This is a genomic window from Brevibacterium sp. p3-SID960 (assembly GCF_025144725.1).
Lineage (GTDB): Bacteria > Actinomycetota > Actinomycetes > Actinomycetales > Brevibacteriaceae > Brevibacterium.
This window is the reverse complement of sequence record NZ_JALXKS010000038.1, coordinates 1-16,806: the sequence shown is the minus strand read 5'-3', so window position 1 is coordinate 16,806 and position 16,806 is coordinate 1. Positions and strand designations below refer to the sequence as shown.

The 16,806-nt window shown below is 66.0% G+C and carries 21 protein-coding genes; 12 read left to right on the top strand and 9 right to left on the bottom strand.

The window, feature by feature from the left end:
* Positions 1 to 3: 3 nt before the first annotated feature.
* Entirely contained in the window at positions 4 to 480 is a 477-nt protein-coding gene (sufU, locus tag M3B11_RS11045) for a Fe-S cluster assembly sulfur transfer protein SufU (protein ID WP_259877494.1), read from the top strand.
* A 30-nt stretch (positions 481 to 510) separates the two neighbouring features.
* Positions 511 to 846 carry a metal-sulfur cluster assembly factor gene (locus M3B11_RS11040; protein ID WP_259877493.1) on the top strand — a complete coding sequence of 112 codons (336 nt, stop codon included), beginning with the start codon at positions 511 to 513 and terminating at the stop codon, positions 844 to 846.
* Positions 847 to 934: 88 nt separating this feature from the next.
* Here the strand turns inward: M3B11_RS11040 and M3B11_RS11035 are convergent, their stop codons facing one another.
* A complete protein-coding gene (locus M3B11_RS11035) occupies positions 935 to 1,846 on the bottom strand; it encodes a neutral zinc metallopeptidase (protein ID WP_259877492.1) in 912 nt (303 codons plus the stop codon).
* Positions 1,847 to 1,925: 79 nt separating this feature from the next.
* On the opposite strand from M3B11_RS11035, the gene M3B11_RS11030 reads away from it, so the two are divergent.
* Positions 1,926 to 2,636 (top strand): ribonuclease H, encoded by a 711-nt coding sequence (locus M3B11_RS11030; protein WP_259877491.1) that lies wholly within the window; start codon positions 1,926 to 1,928, stop codon positions 2,634 to 2,636.
* Positions 2,633 to 4,231: an ABC-F family ATP-binding cassette domain-containing protein gene (locus M3B11_RS11025; protein WP_259877490.1), complete on the top strand. Its 1,599-nt coding sequence runs from the start codon at positions 2,633 to 2,635 to the stop codon at positions 4,229 to 4,231. Before M3B11_RS11030 ends, M3B11_RS11025 begins: the two co-directional genes overlap by 4 nt.
* Positions 4,232 to 4,254: 23 nt before the next feature.
* Here the strand turns inward: M3B11_RS11025 and M3B11_RS11020 are convergent, their stop codons facing one another.
* The 3 genes from M3B11_RS11020 to M3B11_RS11010 are packed head-to-tail and all read right to left on the bottom strand — an operon-like array spanning position 4,255 to position 5,997.
* The gene (locus M3B11_RS11020) at positions 4,255 to 5,262 is read right to left on the bottom strand and encodes an SURF1 family protein (RefSeq protein ID WP_259877489.1); all 1,008 of its coding nucleotides are present in this window, start codon (positions 5,260 to 5,262) and stop codon (positions 4,255 to 4,257) included.
* Positions 5,262 to 5,471 (bottom strand): hypothetical protein, encoded by a 210-nt coding sequence (locus M3B11_RS11015; RefSeq protein WP_259877488.1) that lies wholly within the window; start codon positions 5,469 to 5,471, stop codon positions 5,262 to 5,264. Before M3B11_RS11015 ends, M3B11_RS11020 begins: the two co-directional genes overlap by 1 nt.
* Positions 5,464 to 5,997 (bottom strand): DUF3099 domain-containing protein, encoded by a 534-nt coding sequence (locus M3B11_RS11010; RefSeq protein WP_259877487.1) that lies wholly within the window; start codon positions 5,995 to 5,997, stop codon positions 5,464 to 5,466. The genes M3B11_RS11015 and M3B11_RS11010 overlap by 8 nt, the downstream gene beginning before the upstream one ends.
* A gap of 151 nt (positions 5,998 to 6,148) precedes the next feature.
* Between M3B11_RS11010 and M3B11_RS11005 the strand changes: the two genes are divergently transcribed.
* The 3 genes from M3B11_RS11005 (at position 6,149) to M3B11_RS10995 (ending at position 8,304) form a co-directional block, all read left to right on the top strand.
* Complete coding sequence (locus M3B11_RS11005) at positions 6,149 to 6,859, top strand: beta-ketoacyl-ACP reductase (RefSeq protein WP_259877486.1); 711 nt, start codon at positions 6,149 to 6,151, stop codon at positions 6,857 to 6,859.
* Positions 6,860 to 6,928: 69 nt separating this feature from the next.
* A complete protein-coding gene (gene fabI, locus M3B11_RS11000) occupies positions 6,929 to 7,687 on the top strand; it encodes an enoyl-ACP reductase FabI (RefSeq protein WP_259877485.1) in 759 nt (252 codons plus the stop codon).
* Between the two features lie 137 nt (positions 7,688 to 7,824).
* Positions 7,825 to 8,304 carry a histidine phosphatase family protein gene (locus tag M3B11_RS10995; RefSeq protein ID WP_259877484.1) on the top strand — a complete coding sequence of 160 codons (480 nt, stop codon included), beginning with the start codon at positions 7,825 to 7,827 and terminating at the stop codon, positions 8,302 to 8,304.
* Between the two features lie 12 nt (positions 8,305 to 8,316).
* On the opposite strand, the gene serB is transcribed toward M3B11_RS10995, so the two are convergent.
* Positions 8,317 to 9,123, bottom strand: a complete 807-nt coding sequence (serB, locus tag M3B11_RS10990) for a phosphoserine phosphatase SerB (RefSeq protein ID WP_259877483.1) — start codon at positions 9,121 to 9,123, stop codon at positions 8,317 to 8,319.
* Positions 9,124 to 9,157: 34 nt separating this feature from the next.
* Positions 9,158 to 9,961 carry a hypothetical protein gene (locus M3B11_RS10985; RefSeq protein ID WP_259877482.1) on the bottom strand — a complete coding sequence of 268 codons (804 nt, stop codon included), beginning with the start codon at positions 9,959 to 9,961 and terminating at the stop codon, positions 9,158 to 9,160.
* Between the two features lie 70 nt (positions 9,962 to 10,031).
* On the opposite strand from M3B11_RS10985, the gene M3B11_RS10980 reads away from it, so the two are divergent.
* The 3 genes from M3B11_RS10980 to M3B11_RS10970 are packed head-to-tail and all read left to right on the top strand — an operon-like array spanning position 10,032 to position 12,560.
* Positions 10,032 to 10,817, top strand: coding sequence for an ABC transporter ATP-binding protein (locus M3B11_RS10980; RefSeq protein WP_259877481.1), 786 nt, complete (start codon positions 10,032 to 10,034; stop codon positions 10,815 to 10,817).
* An 8-nt stretch (positions 10,818 to 10,825) separates the two neighbouring features.
* Positions 10,826 to 11,644, top strand: a complete 819-nt coding sequence (locus M3B11_RS10975) for a sulfite exporter TauE/SafE family protein (RefSeq protein ID WP_259877480.1) — start codon at positions 10,826 to 10,828, stop codon at positions 11,642 to 11,644.
* 22 nt (positions 11,645 to 11,666) lie between these two features.
* Positions 11,667 to 12,560, top strand: a complete 894-nt coding sequence (locus M3B11_RS10970) for an RNA methyltransferase (protein WP_259877479.1) — start codon at positions 11,667 to 11,669, stop codon at positions 12,558 to 12,560.
* Positions 12,561 to 12,665: 105 nt separating this feature from the next.
* Here M3B11_RS10970 and M3B11_RS10965 read toward each other — a convergent pair whose 3' ends face one another.
* Positions 12,666 to 13,121 (bottom strand): hypothetical protein, encoded by a 456-nt coding sequence (locus tag M3B11_RS10965; protein ID WP_259877478.1) that lies wholly within the window; start codon positions 13,119 to 13,121, stop codon positions 12,666 to 12,668.
* Positions 13,118 to 13,858: a hypothetical protein gene (locus M3B11_RS10960; protein ID WP_259877477.1), complete on the bottom strand. Its 741-nt coding sequence runs from the start codon at positions 13,856 to 13,858 to the stop codon at positions 13,118 to 13,120. The genes M3B11_RS10965 and M3B11_RS10960 overlap by 4 nt, the downstream gene beginning before the upstream one ends.
* An 863-nt stretch (positions 13,859 to 14,721) precedes the next feature.
* Between M3B11_RS10960 and M3B11_RS10955 the strand changes: the two genes are divergently transcribed.
* Positions 14,722 to 15,558, top strand: coding sequence for a phosphatase (locus tag M3B11_RS10955; protein ID WP_311197819.1), 837 nt, complete (start codon positions 14,722 to 14,724; stop codon positions 15,556 to 15,558).
* Positions 15,559 to 15,609: 51 nt separating this feature from the next.
* Here M3B11_RS10955 and M3B11_RS10950 read toward each other — a convergent pair whose 3' ends face one another.
* Positions 15,610 to 16,173, bottom strand: coding sequence for a YbaK/EbsC family protein (locus M3B11_RS10950; RefSeq protein WP_259877476.1), 564 nt, complete (start codon positions 16,171 to 16,173; stop codon positions 15,610 to 15,612).
* A gap of 207 nt (positions 16,174 to 16,380) precedes the next feature.
* On the opposite strand from M3B11_RS10950, the gene M3B11_RS10945 reads away from it, so the two are divergent.
* Positions 16,381 to 16,638, top strand: coding sequence for a type B 50S ribosomal protein L31 (locus tag M3B11_RS10945; RefSeq protein ID WP_102160149.1), 258 nt, complete (start codon positions 16,381 to 16,383; stop codon positions 16,636 to 16,638).
* The last annotated feature ends 168 nt before the right edge of the window (positions 16,639 to 16,806 follow it).

Here is a 16,806-nt window from a genome sequence, read left to right as displayed (position 1 = left end):
ACGATGAGCGATCTGCAGCAGCTGTACCAACAGGTCATCCTCGATCATGCCAAACGCCGCTGCGGCAACCTGCCGCTGACCGGTGCGCCGGAAGGCGGCGATGCGCTGTTCGGCTCCTCCCACCAGGTCAACCCGACTTGCGGAGACGAGATCAGCGTCGAGGCGCTGTACGATCCGGCCGCCGAAAGTCTGCACATGCGCTGGGACGGTGCAGGCTGCTCGATCTCGATGGCCTCGGCCTCGGTGCTGGCCGAGATGCTCGACGAACTGACGCCTGACAGGTTCGCCGAGGTGGAAGCCGGCTTCCACGAGCTCATGCACTCCCGCGGCCGCGGGCGCGCCGATGAGGAGCTGCTCGGTGATGCCGCCGCGTTCGAGGGAGTCTCGAAGTTTCCTGCGCGCATCAAGTGCGCGCTGCTGGCCTGGGTGGCATTCAAGGATGCCTTCGTGCAGGCGCAGGCGGCCGCCGAAGGCCGCTGAACCGTATGCTGACAGTACGAGGAGGACACCATGCCTGAAGTGATCGACCAACCGACCAACGCCACACCCGAAGAGGTCATCGACGCGCTCATGGACGTCGTCGACCCTGAACTCGGCGTCAACATCGTCGACCTGGGACTCGTCTACGGCGCGTCCGTCGAGGACGACGGCACGGCAGTCGTCGAGATGACCCTGACCTCAGCGGCCTGTCCGCTGACCGACGTCATCGAAGACCAGTGCGCTCAGCAGCTTGAGGGCATCGTGCCGGCCTTCCGCATCAACTGGGTGTGGATGCCGCCGTGGGGTCCCGAGCGCATCACCGAGGACGGCAAGGAGCAGATGCGTGCCCTCGGCTTCAACATCTGAGTTTCCGGATCTGAGCCCATCACGCACACGGGGCCGGTGAGCAGTCCGACTGCTCACCGGCCTCCGTGTGCGTGCCGTGTTGCTGCGTTCAGATCCGGCCAGCGGAGAAGGTATCGCACGCGGCGGGATCGCCGTACTCATATCCGCGCATGAACCAGGTTTCGCGCTGTTCGGAGGACCCATGTGTGAAGTTCTCCGGCGTCACCCGGCCCTGCGCCTTCTCCTGGATCCGGTCATCGCCGACCGCTTCGGCAGCCGAGACCGCCGAGCGGATGTCGGAGGCCGTCAGCGGCTGCAGGTACGGCTCACCGGTCCCGGCGTCCTTCGTCTTCGAGGCATTCGACGCCCATACCCCGGCATAGCAGTCGGCCTGCAGCTCCAGGCGCACCGCCGAGGACTGCGGGCCGGTGTCGCCGTGCTGGGCGCGGTTGATGTCGCCGGTCAAGCGCTGGATGTGGTGGCCGAACTCGTGGGCGATGACGTACTCCTCGGCCAGCGGGCCCTGGCCGGCGCCGTACTGGCTGCGCAGCTGGTCGAAGAACCCGACGTCGAAGTAGGCCGTCTCGTCGGCCGGGCAGTAGAAGGGCCCCATCGCCGAGCTGGCTGCCCCGCAGCCGGTGTGCCACGAACCGGACGTCAGCACCACCTCGGGCCGGTGATATCGCACCCCGAGCCGGGAGGCGCCGCCGCCCCAATAGGTGTTGAGCGAGTTCACGGTGCCCACGACCCGGCACTCGATGTTGCGATTGGCGTCCTCACCGGTCTGGCACTGCTCGGCCAGCGACGGGCCGCTGTCCTGCTCGCCGACCTGGGAGTAGTCGTAGCTTGAACCCTCGCCGAGGCCCTGGTTGATGAACCCGGGGCCGAAGAGGATGACGCCGAGGATGAGCACGGCGATCGAGCCGATGCCCCCGCCGACCTTGATGGGACCGCCCATGCCGCCGCCGGACCGGCGGGAGACCTGGGAGGTGTCGAGCTGACTGCCGGGATTGAAGGTCATGGCAGTAGCATAGTGTGGGCATCGTGCGCCGGGAATAGGCGCTTTCCGGCCTGACCAGCAATTTCGGAAGGACACATACGTGACGATCACTGTCGCCGTCGACGGTTCGGCCCTCGGCAACCCTGGGCCCGCTGGCTGGGCCTGGTACATCGACGACGACTGTTGGGCTGCCGGCGGCTGGAAGAAGGCGACGAACAATCGCGGCGAGCTGCAGGCCGTCATCGAGATCCTCAACGCGACTGCGGAAGCCGACACCCCGCTGCACATCCTGTGCGACAGCCAGTACGTCATCAACTCGGTGACGAAGTGGATGCCGAACTGGAAGCGCCGCGGCTGGAAGAAGGCCGACGGCAAGGACGTGCAGAACCGCGACCTCATGGAAGCCCTCGACGCCGCCCTGACCGGCCGTAGCGTCGAGTTCGAATGGGTCAAGGGCCACAGCAGCCACAGCCTCAACGACGCCGCCGACGAACGCGCCCGGGCAGCTGCCGGCGCCTATAAGGACGGCACCCCGGTGCCCACCGGCCCCGGTTTCACCGGTGCCGCACTGACGTCACCAGCTGACTCTGCTGCTGCACTGACGTCACCGGCTGACGCGGTTGCCGCACCAGCCGTTTTCGAGGCGGTGGCCGCCGCGCCGGCCACCGTCCAGGTCTCCTGCGCGCTCGAGCGCGATCTCGCCGACCGCATCGTCGATGCCGCCCGGGCCGCCGGCCGCAGCCCGCAGGACGAGCTTGCCCGGCTCATCCGCTCGGGCGCCCAGGCTGCCTACGGAGAGGAGACGCGATGATCTCCGTGCACGACCTCGAGGTGATGGTCGGTGCCCGCACACTCATGACCGGGGTGAGCTTCCGGGTTGACAAGGGCGACCGGGTCGGCCTGGTCGGCCGCAACGGTGCTGGCAAGACCACGTTGACGAAGGTGCTGATGGACGAAGTGCAGCCCAGCGCCGGCACCGTCTCACGCACCGGCACGGTCGGATATCTGCCGCAGGATCCGCGCACCGGAAACCCGCAGGCCACTGCCATCGAGCGGATCCTTGCTGCCCGCGAACTCGACGTCATCGCCCGCCGGATGCGCAAGGCAGAAGCGCAGATGTCGGATCCGGATCCCGACGTCATGTCCAAGGCGATCGAGAAGTACCCGCGGATCGAAGCCGAGTTCATCGCCGCCGGCGGCTACGCTGCCGAATCCGAGGCGCTGAGCATCGCCGCGAACCTCGGGCTCGACGAGGCGACGATCCGCCAGGAGCTGCAGACGCTTTCGGGCGGTCAGCGCCGCCGTGTCGAACTCGCCCGGATCCTCTTCGAGGCCCCGGACACGATGATCCTCGACGAGCCGACCAACCACCTCGACGCTGAATCGGTCGCCTGGCTGCGCGGTTACCTCAAGACGTACTCCGGCGGGCTCATCATCATCTCCCACGACCTCGATCTCATCGACGAGGTCGTCAACACCGTCTTCTTCCTCGACGCCACCCGGCAGTGCATCGACATCTACTCGATGACCTACCAGCAGTACCTCAAGCAGCGCGAAGCCGATGAACGGCGCCGGCGCCGCGAACGGGCCAATGTCGAGAAGAAGGCCGCTGCACTGAGCGCGCAGGCCGACAAGATGCGGGCCAAGGCCACCAAAGCCGTCGCCGCCCAGCAGATGGCCAAGCGTGCCGAGCGGATGCTTTCGGGCCTGGAGTCCGAACGCCAGTCGGAGAAGGTCGCACATCTGCGGTTCCCGGCACCGACGGCCTGCGGCAGAGTGCCGCTGACGGCTGAGGGCCTGTCGAAGAGCTACGGATCGACCGAGGTGTTCACCGGCGTCGACCTGGCCATCGACCGCGGTTCACGTGTCGTCGTGCTCGGCTTCAACGGTGCCGGGAAGACGACTCTCCTGACGCTGCTGGCCGGGCTCGAACAACCGGATTCCGGTGAGGTGAGCGCTGGCCACGGGCTCAAACTCGGCTACTATGCACAGGAGCACGAGACCCTGGATGTCAACAGGACCGTGCTGGAGAACATGGTCGCCCACGCCGATCACCTCGACGACACCGCGGTGCGCAATGTGCTCGGTTCGTTCCTGTTCTCCGGCGACGACGTCTACAAACCGGCCGGAGTGCTCTCCGGCGGTGAGAAGACCCGCCTGGCGCTGGCCACCCTGGTCGTCTCGAGTGCCAACGTGCTGCTGCTCGATGAGCCGACGAACAACCTCGACCCGGCCAGCCGCGAGGAGATCCTGTCAGCGATCCGCCGCTACGAAGGCGCGATCGTGCTCGTCACCCACGACGTCGGTGCTGTCGAGGCGCTCAACCCCGATCGGGTGCTCCTGCTGCCCGATGGGGATGAAGACCACTGGAGTGCCGATTACCTCGACCTCGTCACCCTCGCCTAGCAGTGCGCGGTCGGCAGACCAGCTCAGAATCCCTGCTCATCGAGCAGCGCGTCCTCAGCATCCTCTGCCGAGCCCTGCTTGCGGCGCGCTGTCACGGCCGTGGCACCGGCTGGCGTCGCTGCTGGTGCGCCGCGGCGGCCGACAGCTCTGCGCGGACCGGCGCTGCCGTAGCGCGAGGCGCGTCCCGCCGGAGTGCCGGCACGCCCGCGGGACCGGCCGGCGGCAATCGCATCCTTGTCGACGACGACGTAATCGGTGCGCGGAACCCGGCCGGCCTGTTCCGCGGCTTCGAGATCGCGGCTGATGCGCTCCCGGCGGGCTGCGTAGACGACACCGCCGAGGATCATGATGCCGAACACGATCCACTGGAACGTGTACGACAGGTGCGAGCCGGGATCGGTGCTCGGCGGCGGCAGCGCAGTCATGCGCTCAGCCGGGGCCGGGTCCTCGGCATCGAGCTGCGCGTAGGCGCCGGTGTACGGTGCGCTCATGCCCGGCACGATCACCGGGTCGATGCTGCGGATGGTGTTCTCAGACGCCGTCTCTGCCGAGGCATCCTGGGGTGTGCGCAGCCAGCCGGTGATGGTGACCTCGCCGGCTGGGGGAGCAGGCAGGGCTGAGAGGTCCGGGGCCTCACCGGTCTGGCCGGTGGGCACCCAGCCGCGCACGACGGCAAGTTCGCCCCCAGCCTCGGTGGTCAGCGGCACGAGCACATAGAAGCCGGCCTGACCGTCCAAGCTGCGGTTGCGTACGAGGATCGTCGAATCGGCATCGTAGGTGCCGCGTGCTTCGAAGCGCTTCCAGTCAAGCTCATCGGGCAGCGCGGTATCACGCTCAGGCAGGATCGCTGACAGCGGCTCGGCGTCGCCGTGGTAGTTCGCATTGATGTGGGCGATCTCGGCGTCGCGGGCCTCACGGCGGTTGTTCTGCCAGTTGGCGAGGAATCCGCAGGCGATCGCGGCGACAACTGCCAGAGCGATGTAGCGCAGCCAGCGGGAGGAGAGGATGAAGTGGTAGGACTCAGCAGCCATCAGCCAGCCCCTGCCGGGATCTCATCAACCGGCACATCGTCCTTGAGCAGCCCGCGCAGCTGCAGGTACTCGTGCAGGTAGGTCCGGTGATCATCACAGGCCAACCATACTTTTCGCCGCTCCGGGGTGTGAATCCGGGGGTTGTTCCACAGCATCGCGTAGGCCGCCGGGCGACCGCAGGCCCGGGCCGAGCAACGCAGCTCACTCACGGTTTTCACCGTCTTCCTCCTCACGAACCGGCGGCTGAGTGCTCTCCGGATCAGGATCGACCACTGTGCCCTCCACGACGTCGGGCGGCACCTTTTCGCCGACCTGCCCGCCGTCGGGCGTCGGCGCGGAAGCGGTGCCTGGGGAGACCGTGTAGCCGCCGATCACCTCCGCGTCGGCGACGTCGGAGGCGGCACGCCAGGCACCTGCCGCCTCGGGATCCGAACCAGCGTTAGCATCGCTGCGTCCTGCCTGCAGCTCCGGCAGCGGCGGCGAGTCGATCTGCGCCGTCTTCGTCCGGGTGATGTTCTCCTTGCCTGCATTGGCGATCTGCACCGCCACCCAGGGCAGGAACACAGCTCCAGCCACACACGTCCAGCGCAGCCAGCCGGTCGTGACGATCGCGAGCACGAAGCAGATGATGCGGATGGCCATGGACAGCAGATAGCGGCGGGAGCGGGCGCGGGTGTCGGCTTCGTGAGACTCGTCGGCATCCGTGATGTGCGTGCGTGGTCTCTTCTGTGCCATAGCCTTCCATGACTCGTGCTTTCAGATACAAAAGCCTACCGTCCTATTGTCTCCCAGATACTTAAGGACTGCATCTGTGCGTTAGGTTGGAGACATCACACTGCCCGCGCCGTTCCCACGCGGCGATCGCACGAAGAAGGAGCCCCCGCACGTGTCTGAATCACGCGTCGTCCTCGTCACCGGCGGCAACCGCGGCATCGGCCGCACCATCGCCGAGGAATTCATCGCCGCAGGCCACAAGGTCGCCGTGACCTCCCGCAACGGCGAAGCCCCCGAGGGCGCGCTGGCCGTCAGCGCCGATGTCACCGACACTGCCTCGATCGACGCGGCCTTCGCGCAGATCGAAGATGAGCTCGGCCCGGTCGAGATCGTCGTCGCCAACGCCGGCATCACCAAGGACAACCTGCTCATGCGCATGGACGACGAAGAGTTCGGCGCTGTGATCGACACCAACCTCACCGGCGCGTTCCGCACCGTCAAGCGCGGAATCACCTCGATGATCCGGGCGAAGTACGGCCGCATCGTCCTCATCTCCTCGGTCTCCGGCCTCCTCGGCGTGGCCGGGCAGGCGAACTACTCGTCCTCGAAGGCCGGCCTGGTCGGCCTGGCCCGGTCGATCACCCGGGAGCTCGGATCCCGCGGCATCACCGCCAACGTCGTCGCGCCGGGCTTCATCCGCACCGACATGACCGACGAGCTGCCGGAGAAGCAGCAGAAGGAATACCTCGCGCAGATCCCGGCCAAGCGGTTCGCCGAGGCCGAGGAGGTCGCCCGCGTGGTGCGCTGGGTCGCCTCCGATGAGGCCGCCTACATCTCCGGGGCCGTCATTCCGGTTGACGGCGGCCTGGGTATGGGACACTGAACAACGGACTGACCACGGCAGCCCGGAAGCAGAACGCGGGCTGCGAGACCTTGAGAAGGATTGGGGAACATGGGAATTCTTGACGGCAAGCGCATTCTCGTCACCGGCGTGCTGACGGAGGCGTCGATCGCCTTCGCCGCTGCCCGGCTGGCGCAGGAACAGGGAGCAGAGGTCATCCTGTCGTCGTTCGGACGACAGATGAAGATCACCTCGATCATCGCCGAACGGCTTCCGCAGCCGGCTGAGGTCATCGAACTCGACGCCACCAACGACGAGGACTTGGCCGCACTGCCCGAGCGCCTCGGCGGCAGCATCGACGGCATCGTCCACGCGATCGCCTTCGCACCGAAGGACGCCCTCGGCGGCGTCTTCCTCGACACCCCGTTCGAGTCCGTCGCCAACGCCATGCAGGTCTCGGCGTTCTCGCTCAAGTCGATCGTCATGGCCGCCAAGCCGGTCATGAACCCCGGCGCCGGCGTCGTCGGCCTGACCTTCGACGCGACCGTCGCATGGCCGGCCTACGACTGGATGGGCGTGTGCAAGGCGGCCCTGGAGTCGACCAACCGGTACCTCGCCAAGTACCTCGGTGCGGACCAGATCCGCTGCAACCTCGTCTCGGCCGGACCGCTCAAGACCACGGCTGCCAAGTCGATCCCCGGCTTCGACGCCTTCGAAGACGTCTGGGGTGACCGGGCACCGCTCGGCTGGGACCAGACCGACACCGAACCGGCGGGCAAGGCGATCGTCGCGCTGCTCTCCGACTGGTTCCCCGCCACCACAGGCGAGATGGTCCACGTCGACGGCGGTCTCCATTCGACCGGCGCCTGATCACACGCTGGCCGGCCGACTGCGACCGGCTCAATGGCAGCGCCCGGAAAGCTTGTGCTTTCCGGGCGCTGTCGCGTGCACAGGCGAGGATAACTCGCGTACCGTAGGAATCACCTGCTCGTCTGTGAAAGGACACCATGCCGTATCTGGTGATCGGCCGACATGCCAAGGCCGACCGTCCGCCGGTGGACGACTTCGACCGGCCGCTGACCGACGGAGGCTTCGCCGAAGCTGCGCGACTCGGTGAGTTCCTCACCGACTACCCTCTCGACTGCCTCATCAGCTCCGCTGCGCTGCGCACCATGCAGACCGCACAGGGTGTCGCCGAAGCCTTCGCACAGGCCGGGACCCCGCTGGAGGTCCGTGCCGACCGAGCGCTGTACGATGCCGACGTCGATGACTGGGTGGAGGTCATCAGCACGATTCCGGCCGATTCGACCGGCGCCTACATCGTCGGGCATGAGCCGACGGTCTCGGAGGTCATCACCGAGCTGTGCGCGGACTTCGAACTGGAGACCAAGTTCCGGCCGTCCTCGATCGCGATCTTCGATCTTCCGGCCTGGGGAGTGGCCGCCGGCGGCTTCCCGCAGCCGGAGATCCACTGCTTCCGCGACTGAGCCGGGCCCGGTTCAGTTCATCCGGCCGGTGACCGCTGCCCAGACGGCGTCGAGCCGGCGCACGGACACGGTCGCATCAGCCACCTCGGCCAGGGCCGGTTTTGGGCAGAACGCAATGCCGAGGCCGGCCTGCTGAACCATGAGGGCATCATTGGCGCCGTCGCCGATCGCCACCGATTCCTCGACCGGCACTCCGGCCTCCTCGCAGAGCTGCCGGAGGAAGCGGCGTTTGAACTTCGCGTCGACGACGCGGCCTTCGACCCTGCCGGTGAGCTTTCCGCCGGAGATCTCCAAGGTGTTGGCGGCATAGTCGGTGATTCCGAACTGCTCGGCCAGCGGGGCCAGGATCTGGGTGAAGCCACCGGAGACCAGCCCGACGCGGCCACTGCCCGCCTGCACGAGACTGACGAGCTCGGCCGCCCCGCCGGTCGGGGTGATGGCCGCCCGGACGTCGTCGAGGACTTCCTCCGGCAGGCCCTTGAGCGTTCTGACGCGGGCGCGCAGACTCTCCTCGAAGTCGAGTTCGCCGCGCATCGCCTTCTCGGTGACCCTGGCGACCTTCTTCGCCGCCCCGGCCTCGGCAGCCAGCAGATCGATGACCTCGTCTTCGATGAACGTCGAGTCGACGTCCATGACGACGACCTTGGGTGTGGTGCGCGCCAAGGGAGCCGGGACGACAATGACATCGGCGCCGTCGGCGATCTCATGTGCGCGGCTGAGCTGGGCCGGCAGCTGGTCGTCGGTCACAAGCTTAGAGGCAACGGAGAAGGCCGGCTGTGTGCCGCCTGCGACCGTGTGCACGATGCTGATCCTGTGCATGCGCACCAGTCTACGCACGTCATCAGCTCCGCTGTCAGGGAGCCGACCCTTGCCCGGGGGCAGCGGGCTCGGCCGTCACCGCAGTCACGGCGTCGACAGCCGCGGCGTGGACGCCGGCCAATGCGGCACCGAGCCGCGGAGGCTGCACGGCAGCCGGGACGAGGACACTGCGCATCGCCTCATGGATCTCAAGGGCGGTGATGAGCTGCTGGGCATCTGCCGGGTCGGGCACGAACGCCGCCACCGCCTCGGCGGCGGTCGGCGGGCCGGTGAGCTCGGCCTGCCAGTCCCGCCACTGCCAGCCACCGATCTCAGCCGGCACCTCAGGCAGGGACTCGACGGTCGCCAGCGCCTCCATCGTCGCCTGCCGCAGCTGCCGGGACGCCTCGGCGGCGCTGACCGCCCCGAGCCCGGCGGCGCGCACCGGGGCGCACGGGACCACCCGCATCGCAGCCTCGGCGTTGATGACGATGACCGCGCGTGCCTGGCCGCCAGCTTCGGCCACCGCCACCGACTGCGCACCGGCCAGCAGGCGGCGGTGGGCCCGGTCGACCTTCGGGACGGTGATCGGCAGGCTCGGGTGGATGAGCACACAGCGGACCCGGTCGATGCCAGCTGCTCTCAGCCGCGGCAGAGTCAGCAGCATCCCAGCCGGCACCTCGGCGCCGGGATCGAGGGCGTCATCGGCGATCAGCAGCGGCACCGGGTGCCCAGATGTGAGGAACGCCTCAGCACAGTCATCAGGGCTCGCCCGCCCGACCAGCCACGCGCTGGCCGTGAGCGCGAACAGCAGGCTCGGCAGGGTCGCATCGAGTTCGGTACGGGAGTGAGCGGACATTGTGCACACTGTAGAACATGCCCCTGCAGAGGCGAGGAACGGCAGTGTGTTCTGTACTAAGGTTTGGTGTATGAGCGATGTTCTGGTCCTTGACGATGTCCGTGTCCGCCGTGGGGAGAACCTCCTTCTCGACGGTCTGTCCCTTCAGGTGAGCGAAGGGCAGCATTGGACGATCCTCGGCCCCAACGGCGCCGGCAAGACCACCCTGCTCGAACTGGCCTCCGGGCGCATGCACCCCAGTTCGGGCTCTGTCGACATCCTCAGTCACCGCCTCGGGCGCGTCGACGTCTTCGAACTGCGTCCGCGCATCGGGTATGCCTCGCAGCATCTGGCTGCGCGCATGCCCAACTCCGAGAAGGTCATCGACATCATCCTCACCGCTGCCTACGGCGTCCTCGGTCGCTGGACCGAAGCCTACGACGAGGTCGACACGTCCCGAGCCGAGGATCTGCTTGGGGCTTTCGGGATGGAGCGGATGAGCGAGCGTCGCTTCGGCAGCCTGTCCGAAGGTGAGCGCAAGCGCGTGCAGATCGCCCGGGCGCTCATGACCGACCCTGAGCTGCTGCTGCTCGACGAGCCGGCCAGCGGCCTCGACCTGGGCGGTCGCGAGGAGCTGCTTCAGGCGCTGACCGAGATCCTCTCCGCCCGCTACGCCCCGACGACTCTCATGGTCACCCACCATGTCGAGGAGATCCCGCAGGGCATCACGCATGCCCTCTTGCTCAAGGACGGCGGCGCGGTGGCCGCCGGGCCGATCGAGGAGACGCTGACGGCGGAGAACCTCTCCGAGACGTTCTCTGTCCCTGTGCGCATCGGAGTGGAGGACGGCCGCTACCACGCTCAGGCACGGTACTGAGCCCCGGCATGGAACTGCACCACATCCTGCTGACGCTGCTCGCCGGCGTCGGCGCCGGAGGGATCAATGCCATCGTCGGCTCCGGCACCCTCATCACCTTCCCGGCCCTCGTTGCCTTCGGCGTACCGCCGGTGACGGCGACGATGAGCAATGCCGTGGGTCTCATCCCCGGCAACATCGCCTCCTCCTTCGGCTATCGCACGGAGCTGGCCGGGCAGAAGAAGCGGATGCTCCAGCTCATCCCCGCCAGCCTGCTCGGCGCGCTCACCGGCGCCTACCTGCTGCTGCACCTGCCCGAGGATGCGTTCATCACAATCGTGCCGGTGCTGCTCGTACTCGCGCTGCTGCTCGTCATCGTCCAGCCGATGCTCCAACGACTGCTGCGCGACCGGGCGATGCGCTCAGCCGAGGAAGCCGCACCGGCACCAGAGGCTGCCGGGCACACCGGAACTCCGCCGATGTCGATCGGCCGGCACATCGCCGTGTTCATCGCCGTCTATGCCACAGCCGTCTACGGCGGATACTTCGCCGCCGCCCAGGGCATCATCCTCATCGCTCTGCTCGGCATGCTGCTGCCGGAGACCCTGCAGCGCATCAACGGCGCGAAGAACGTGCTCGTCCTCGTCGTCAACACGGTGGCGGCCAGCATCTACGTCATCGTCGGCTTCGACCGCATCAACTGGATGGCCGCCGGGCTCATCGCCGCCGGCTCGCTCATCGGCGGCTACCTCGGGGCGCGGGTGGGCCGGAAGTTCTCACCGGTGCTGCTGCGCAGCGTCATCGTCATCCTCGGCCTGGTGGCGCTGTGGAACATCCTGCAGATGTGATCCTGGTCCGAGGAATCTCGTCATGAACACCCCGCGCAAAGCCGAACCCACCGAAGCTGAGATCCGCGCGCTGGCAGCCGAATGCGGCATCGATGCTGACCGCCTGCGCTTCTTCGACGATCTCGATGTCCCGGAGCTGGCCGCGTACACGCAGCTGACCGATGTACGGTTGCGCTCAGCGGCCGAACCCGAATGGGGTATCTACCTGGCGGAGAGCACGAAGATCATCCGCCGTGCCCTGGCCACCGGACATGAGCCGCGGTCCTTCCTCATGAGCCGCAAATGGTTCGCCGGGATGACCGACATCCTCACCGAGACGACCGGGCCGATCTACCTCGGTACCGAAGCCCGGATCGCGGACCTCACCGGCTTCCATCTGCACCGCGGGGCGCTGGCGGCGATGGCCCGTCCGGCTCCGCGCACCGCCGCCGAGGTGGTGGCTGAGGTGCTCGATGCCGGTGCGCCCCGGTGCCGGGTCGCGGTGTTCGAAGGATTGGTCGATCACACCAACGTCGGGGCCGCGTTCCGGTCAGCTGCCGCACTCGGGGTCGATGCGGTGCTCGTGACGCCGGAGTGTGCTGATCCGCTGTATCGCCGGTCGATCCGCGTGTCGATGGGCACGGTCTTCCAGATCCCGTGGACGCGCATCGAACCGTGGCCGGCCGGCATCGACCTGCTCAAAGACTCCGGCTTCTACGTCGCCGGGATGTCCTTAGGAGAGGGTGCGATCACCCTCGATGAGCTCGTGGCTGCCGAGCACGAACGGCTGGCGCTCGTCTTCGGCACCGAAGGCGATGGCCTCAAGCGCGGCACCGACAGCCGTCTTGATGCACGGGTGACGATCCCGATGATGCACGGCGTGGACTCGCTCAATGTCGCTGCCAGTTCAGCGGTGGCGTTCTATGCGACCAAATGACCGTAATTGCAAAGGCAACGATTTCGACGCCTGTTGCTCGCGGTGACTGTTCACGTATCGCAGACGGCCGAGCAGTAGAACTTGAAACAGCGTCAGGTGCGGTACTCAGCTACGAGCGTCCGTGTTATCGATGAGCACAGCAAACTCTGAGTTGCTTAGCACCTTCAGCCCGAACTCTCGAGCCTTCTTTCGTACAGCTTCGTCGGCGGTCACGACCACCCACTCGGGGCTCAGTAGCATCTGATTGTCGTGTTCTTGCCCTTCGAGAGCGCACGCCACGACCAATGGGTCGGCGTTGCCTCTGTTCGCATAGAGGTCGACGAGCCTGGTGTCTCCGGAGGGGACGGTCTCCATGATCCGTGAGAGCCAATGGAGCACCCGCGGTGTGGTTGGGTGTACGTTGTCGTGCAACGTCGCGATATCCGGAAACCCGGCAGACTCGTGCAGAACCTCTTCGGGTATGACCGCATTCTCCAGGAAAAACTCGCTCGCGCGACGTTTCCTGCCGAGCTGGCTGAGAGCGTTGGTATCGATTACGAATCGTCGTCCGAAAGCGTTCATTCGACGGCTCTCCGAAGGTCTTCGATTCGTGACGGCCTGAGGTGGTTCAAACAAATCGATCGACAGAACTCACCAGCGGAGATTCCACCGCTATCGAGCGCGTGCAGCATTCGAACGGTCAGCTCTCGGCCGTTGTATTTTCGCACCGCGTTTTCGGGATGAATCGGGCTGCGAGGCCCACCCTTCGGACGGTTCCTAAACTCGCTGCGCAGTCGTTCGAGATTCACGATTGCGGTTTTCTGGTCTATCAGCCCCAACCGCATCGCGCGGACCGTGACGGCGCTGGCAGTCACCTTGAATTCGCTCGAAGCCGCTTTCACATCTTCGAGCGACGTGAGGTTCAGGGTGCTCATCTGTTCAGCGGGCATGAGCATCGCACCAGCAATGTCGTACACGTGGTCGGGGCCCGTCTCGGTAGTGCCTCCGTCCCACGTCATCGGAGCGAAGATGCGTCTCGCGATCAGCACTGTCATGAGCGCCAAGGTGAAGATTGTGCGGCCTACGGGCTCCTGATCGTCCCCGTGGTCTCCACCCGCCAGGAAGATGTACGGGACCTTGTTGTCCCGGACCGTCATCCCGCTGAACTTCACGTGAGTCAGGCGCTGCGGCATGTAGTTCTGCACGCTGCGAGAGACCAGCACCTGGTTGGCCTCCAGTCGATCGATAAAAAACTCGAGAGCAGATACCTTGTTTCTGCACTTATGTAGGCCATCGTGAGTGAGGCCGAGTGCCTCCATAAGGACAGCCGCATCCGAGTGGACGGAGACTGTTCTACCACGCAGCAAGCCAATGATTTTGTTTTTTTGCAGGGATTCGTCGTGTTTGCGGAGGAGTTGCTGCTTCCGTATAAGATCCTTCACTATTAGTTCGACATCGCGTAACTCGACTTTGGCGCGAGAGCCAATTGAGAAGGTGTCTCTGCTGACCCCCGCGAGTAGTTTGGCTGTCTTCTGATCGACCTGCTCTCTTACCAGCGCAATAGGGGCGAAAAACAGCGTGTAGGGGATATCGCCCTTTCGGGAGAGGTAGACCAGCTCTGAGAATTTGATGCTGCCGGATTCGAGAGCGCGCAGGTAGCCCTTGTACGTGCGGGCTACCGAGTTGTTGAACAGGGTAGTGAATACGGTGTCGTCTATGGGGACCTCGTCACGGCCGAGGAGAATATTGATGGCGATTTCGACTCACCTCCACTGTGGTCGCATCTATGCATCGGCGATCTTCTGCCTATGTATTACATTGTGCCTCGTCCTGACTGACACTCAGACGGATTCTGCGATGGCGCGCAGCGTCTCGCCTTGATTGCGTTGATCGATGATCGCGCCTCGCGTGGCGTCATTACGATTCGCGGACGGGCCCGAATATTCCGTGGTCGCGAGCCATCTGTAGTCCGCTATTGTCCTGTCGCTCAGAGCCGAGCGTTGTCGCTCAGCGAGCTTGCGAGCCAGTTCGCGAATGTCCGCAAGGTTGTCGTCGTCATCAGCGTCAGAGCCATCGAGACCCCAGACCGCTACGCCGTGCTCGGGTTTGAACGCGTGCTCTGCCAGACGGCGCTTTCGATAGGCTGATCTCTGGCATTGCTGACAGAGAAGGAGACACGTCTGTGACCGAGGACCAGAGTGTGCCGGCAGTCACCGGAAACGTACCCGGACCGCTGTGCGAGGAGCACCCGGAGCTGGCTGCGGCCCTGGAAGCCGGGCGGATCACCGGGGAGGTCGGCACTCCGCGGGAGAACAACCTCGCGCATATCCACCGGTTCCTCGATCAGGAGCGGCAGTTCGACTTCGGTGTCGAGCTGACCCAGGCGTGGGACTACGCCAAGGTCTTCGCTCTCATGGTGGAGAAAGTCGGACTACGCCCGGATCCGGCGTTCACAGAAGGCGTCGACACGATCTCGACTGAACGCTGCATCGCAGCGCTGGCCCGCTTCGGCGATGTGCTCGGCTCGGCAGTCGCGGCCCAGGCGCGGATCCTGTTCGCCACCGGACACCCCGGCGGGATGCTGCCGGTGCACATGGCCTTCGCCGACTGGTCAGCCGAGAACGGTGCCGAGGTGATCTCACCTGACGGGTACATCGCCGTCCCGGAGATCGGCGGGGACCTGCGGCGCATCAGCGGTGTGTGGGTCTGGCACCAGCACGGCGGCGTACCGCATACGCACCTGGCTGAGCCGATGGGAGCACTGCTCGATGAGCTGACCACCAGGGGAGAAGAGGTCCCGGACCTCGTCGTCGCCGATCACGGCTGGGCCGGATGCGCTGGCACCCGCGGGATCCGTTCGATCGGGTTCGCCGACTGCAACGACCCTGCCCTCTTCGTCGCTGAGGCGCAGGGCCAGGTCGAGGTCAGCGTCCCGCTCGATGACGATGTCGTCCCGCAGCTGTACCAGCCGCTCATCGACTTCGTCCTTCAGATCGCGGCAGAACACCTCGACGGTTGAACTGAAAGCCGAACCAGCAGCCGGAGTGGTCCGCTGGATTCTCCGGCCAGCTCACACCTCGATTGCGAGGTCCTCGACCACCTCGGCGCCGGGCAGGGCCGCCAGCGCCTGACCGGACAGGATGATCTTCGAACCGCGGATGCCCGAGCCGATCACCACCTCGGGTTCGGCGACGATGCGTGAGTCGATGAGGATCCGGTAACCATCCGGCAGGCCGAAGGGGCCGATCCCGCCGTACTCCATACCCGATTCGGCACACGCCCGCTCCTGGTCCATGAATGAGGCCTTGCGCACATCGAGCAGCTTGCGCACCCGCTTGTTGACATCGGCGCGGGTGTGCGCGAGCACCATGCAAGCGGCGATGCGCTCCTCACCGGCCCGGGAGCCTGCGACGATGACGCAGTTGGCCGAATGCTGATCCTTAAGCCCATACGCTTCGGTCAGCGCGGCAGTGTCAGCCAGATCCGGGTCGATGGCGAACACGTCGACCGGATGCTCAGCTGGGAACCCGGCCATCGCCTCGGCGGTGGGAGCGGCGAGCAGCTCGGGGTGCTCGCGGGCCGGAACCGTCTCGACAGGGGCAGGGGCATGGGAGAGGATCGTCCAGGATGACATGGTTCCATGACAGCACACCGCCGGAGGGGGCCGGATCGCCGACCGCAGTGCGGACATCCCGCTTCTGCTGGGCTGAATCGCGTCCGGTGGCCGCGACCTGTATAGTTGGCTGGTGGCTCATTTCGGAGTCGCACGTGAATTTGGGCACTGGCAGGCGGGGGCAGCTCCGCATCAGGGGCCCTGACGAATTCAAACAAAGGACATCTCATGAAGAAGGACATCCACCCGGAGTACCGCACGGTCGTCTTCAACGACCTTGCCTCGGGCACCAAGTTCGTCACCCGCTCCACCGTTGAGAGCGAGAAGACCATCGAGTGGGAAGACGGCAACACCTACCCGCTCATCGACGTCGAGATCTCCTCGGCCTCGCACCCGTTCTACACCGGCAAGCAGCGCATCCTCGACTCCGCCGGCCGCGTGGAGAAGTTCAAGGACCGCTATAAGGGCTTCGGCAAGCGCCGCTGAGTGCGCGATGCGCTCCAGGGCGCATCCTGCAGCACCATCGGTGATTGCGCCACGACTTCTGGCCCGTGACGTTCTGTCACGGGCCAGAAGCGTCTTGGCAGCCTGCTGGCCGTGCTGGGATCTGCGGCAGCCGGGATCCGCGGTGGCCGGGATCTGCAGATCCGGGAT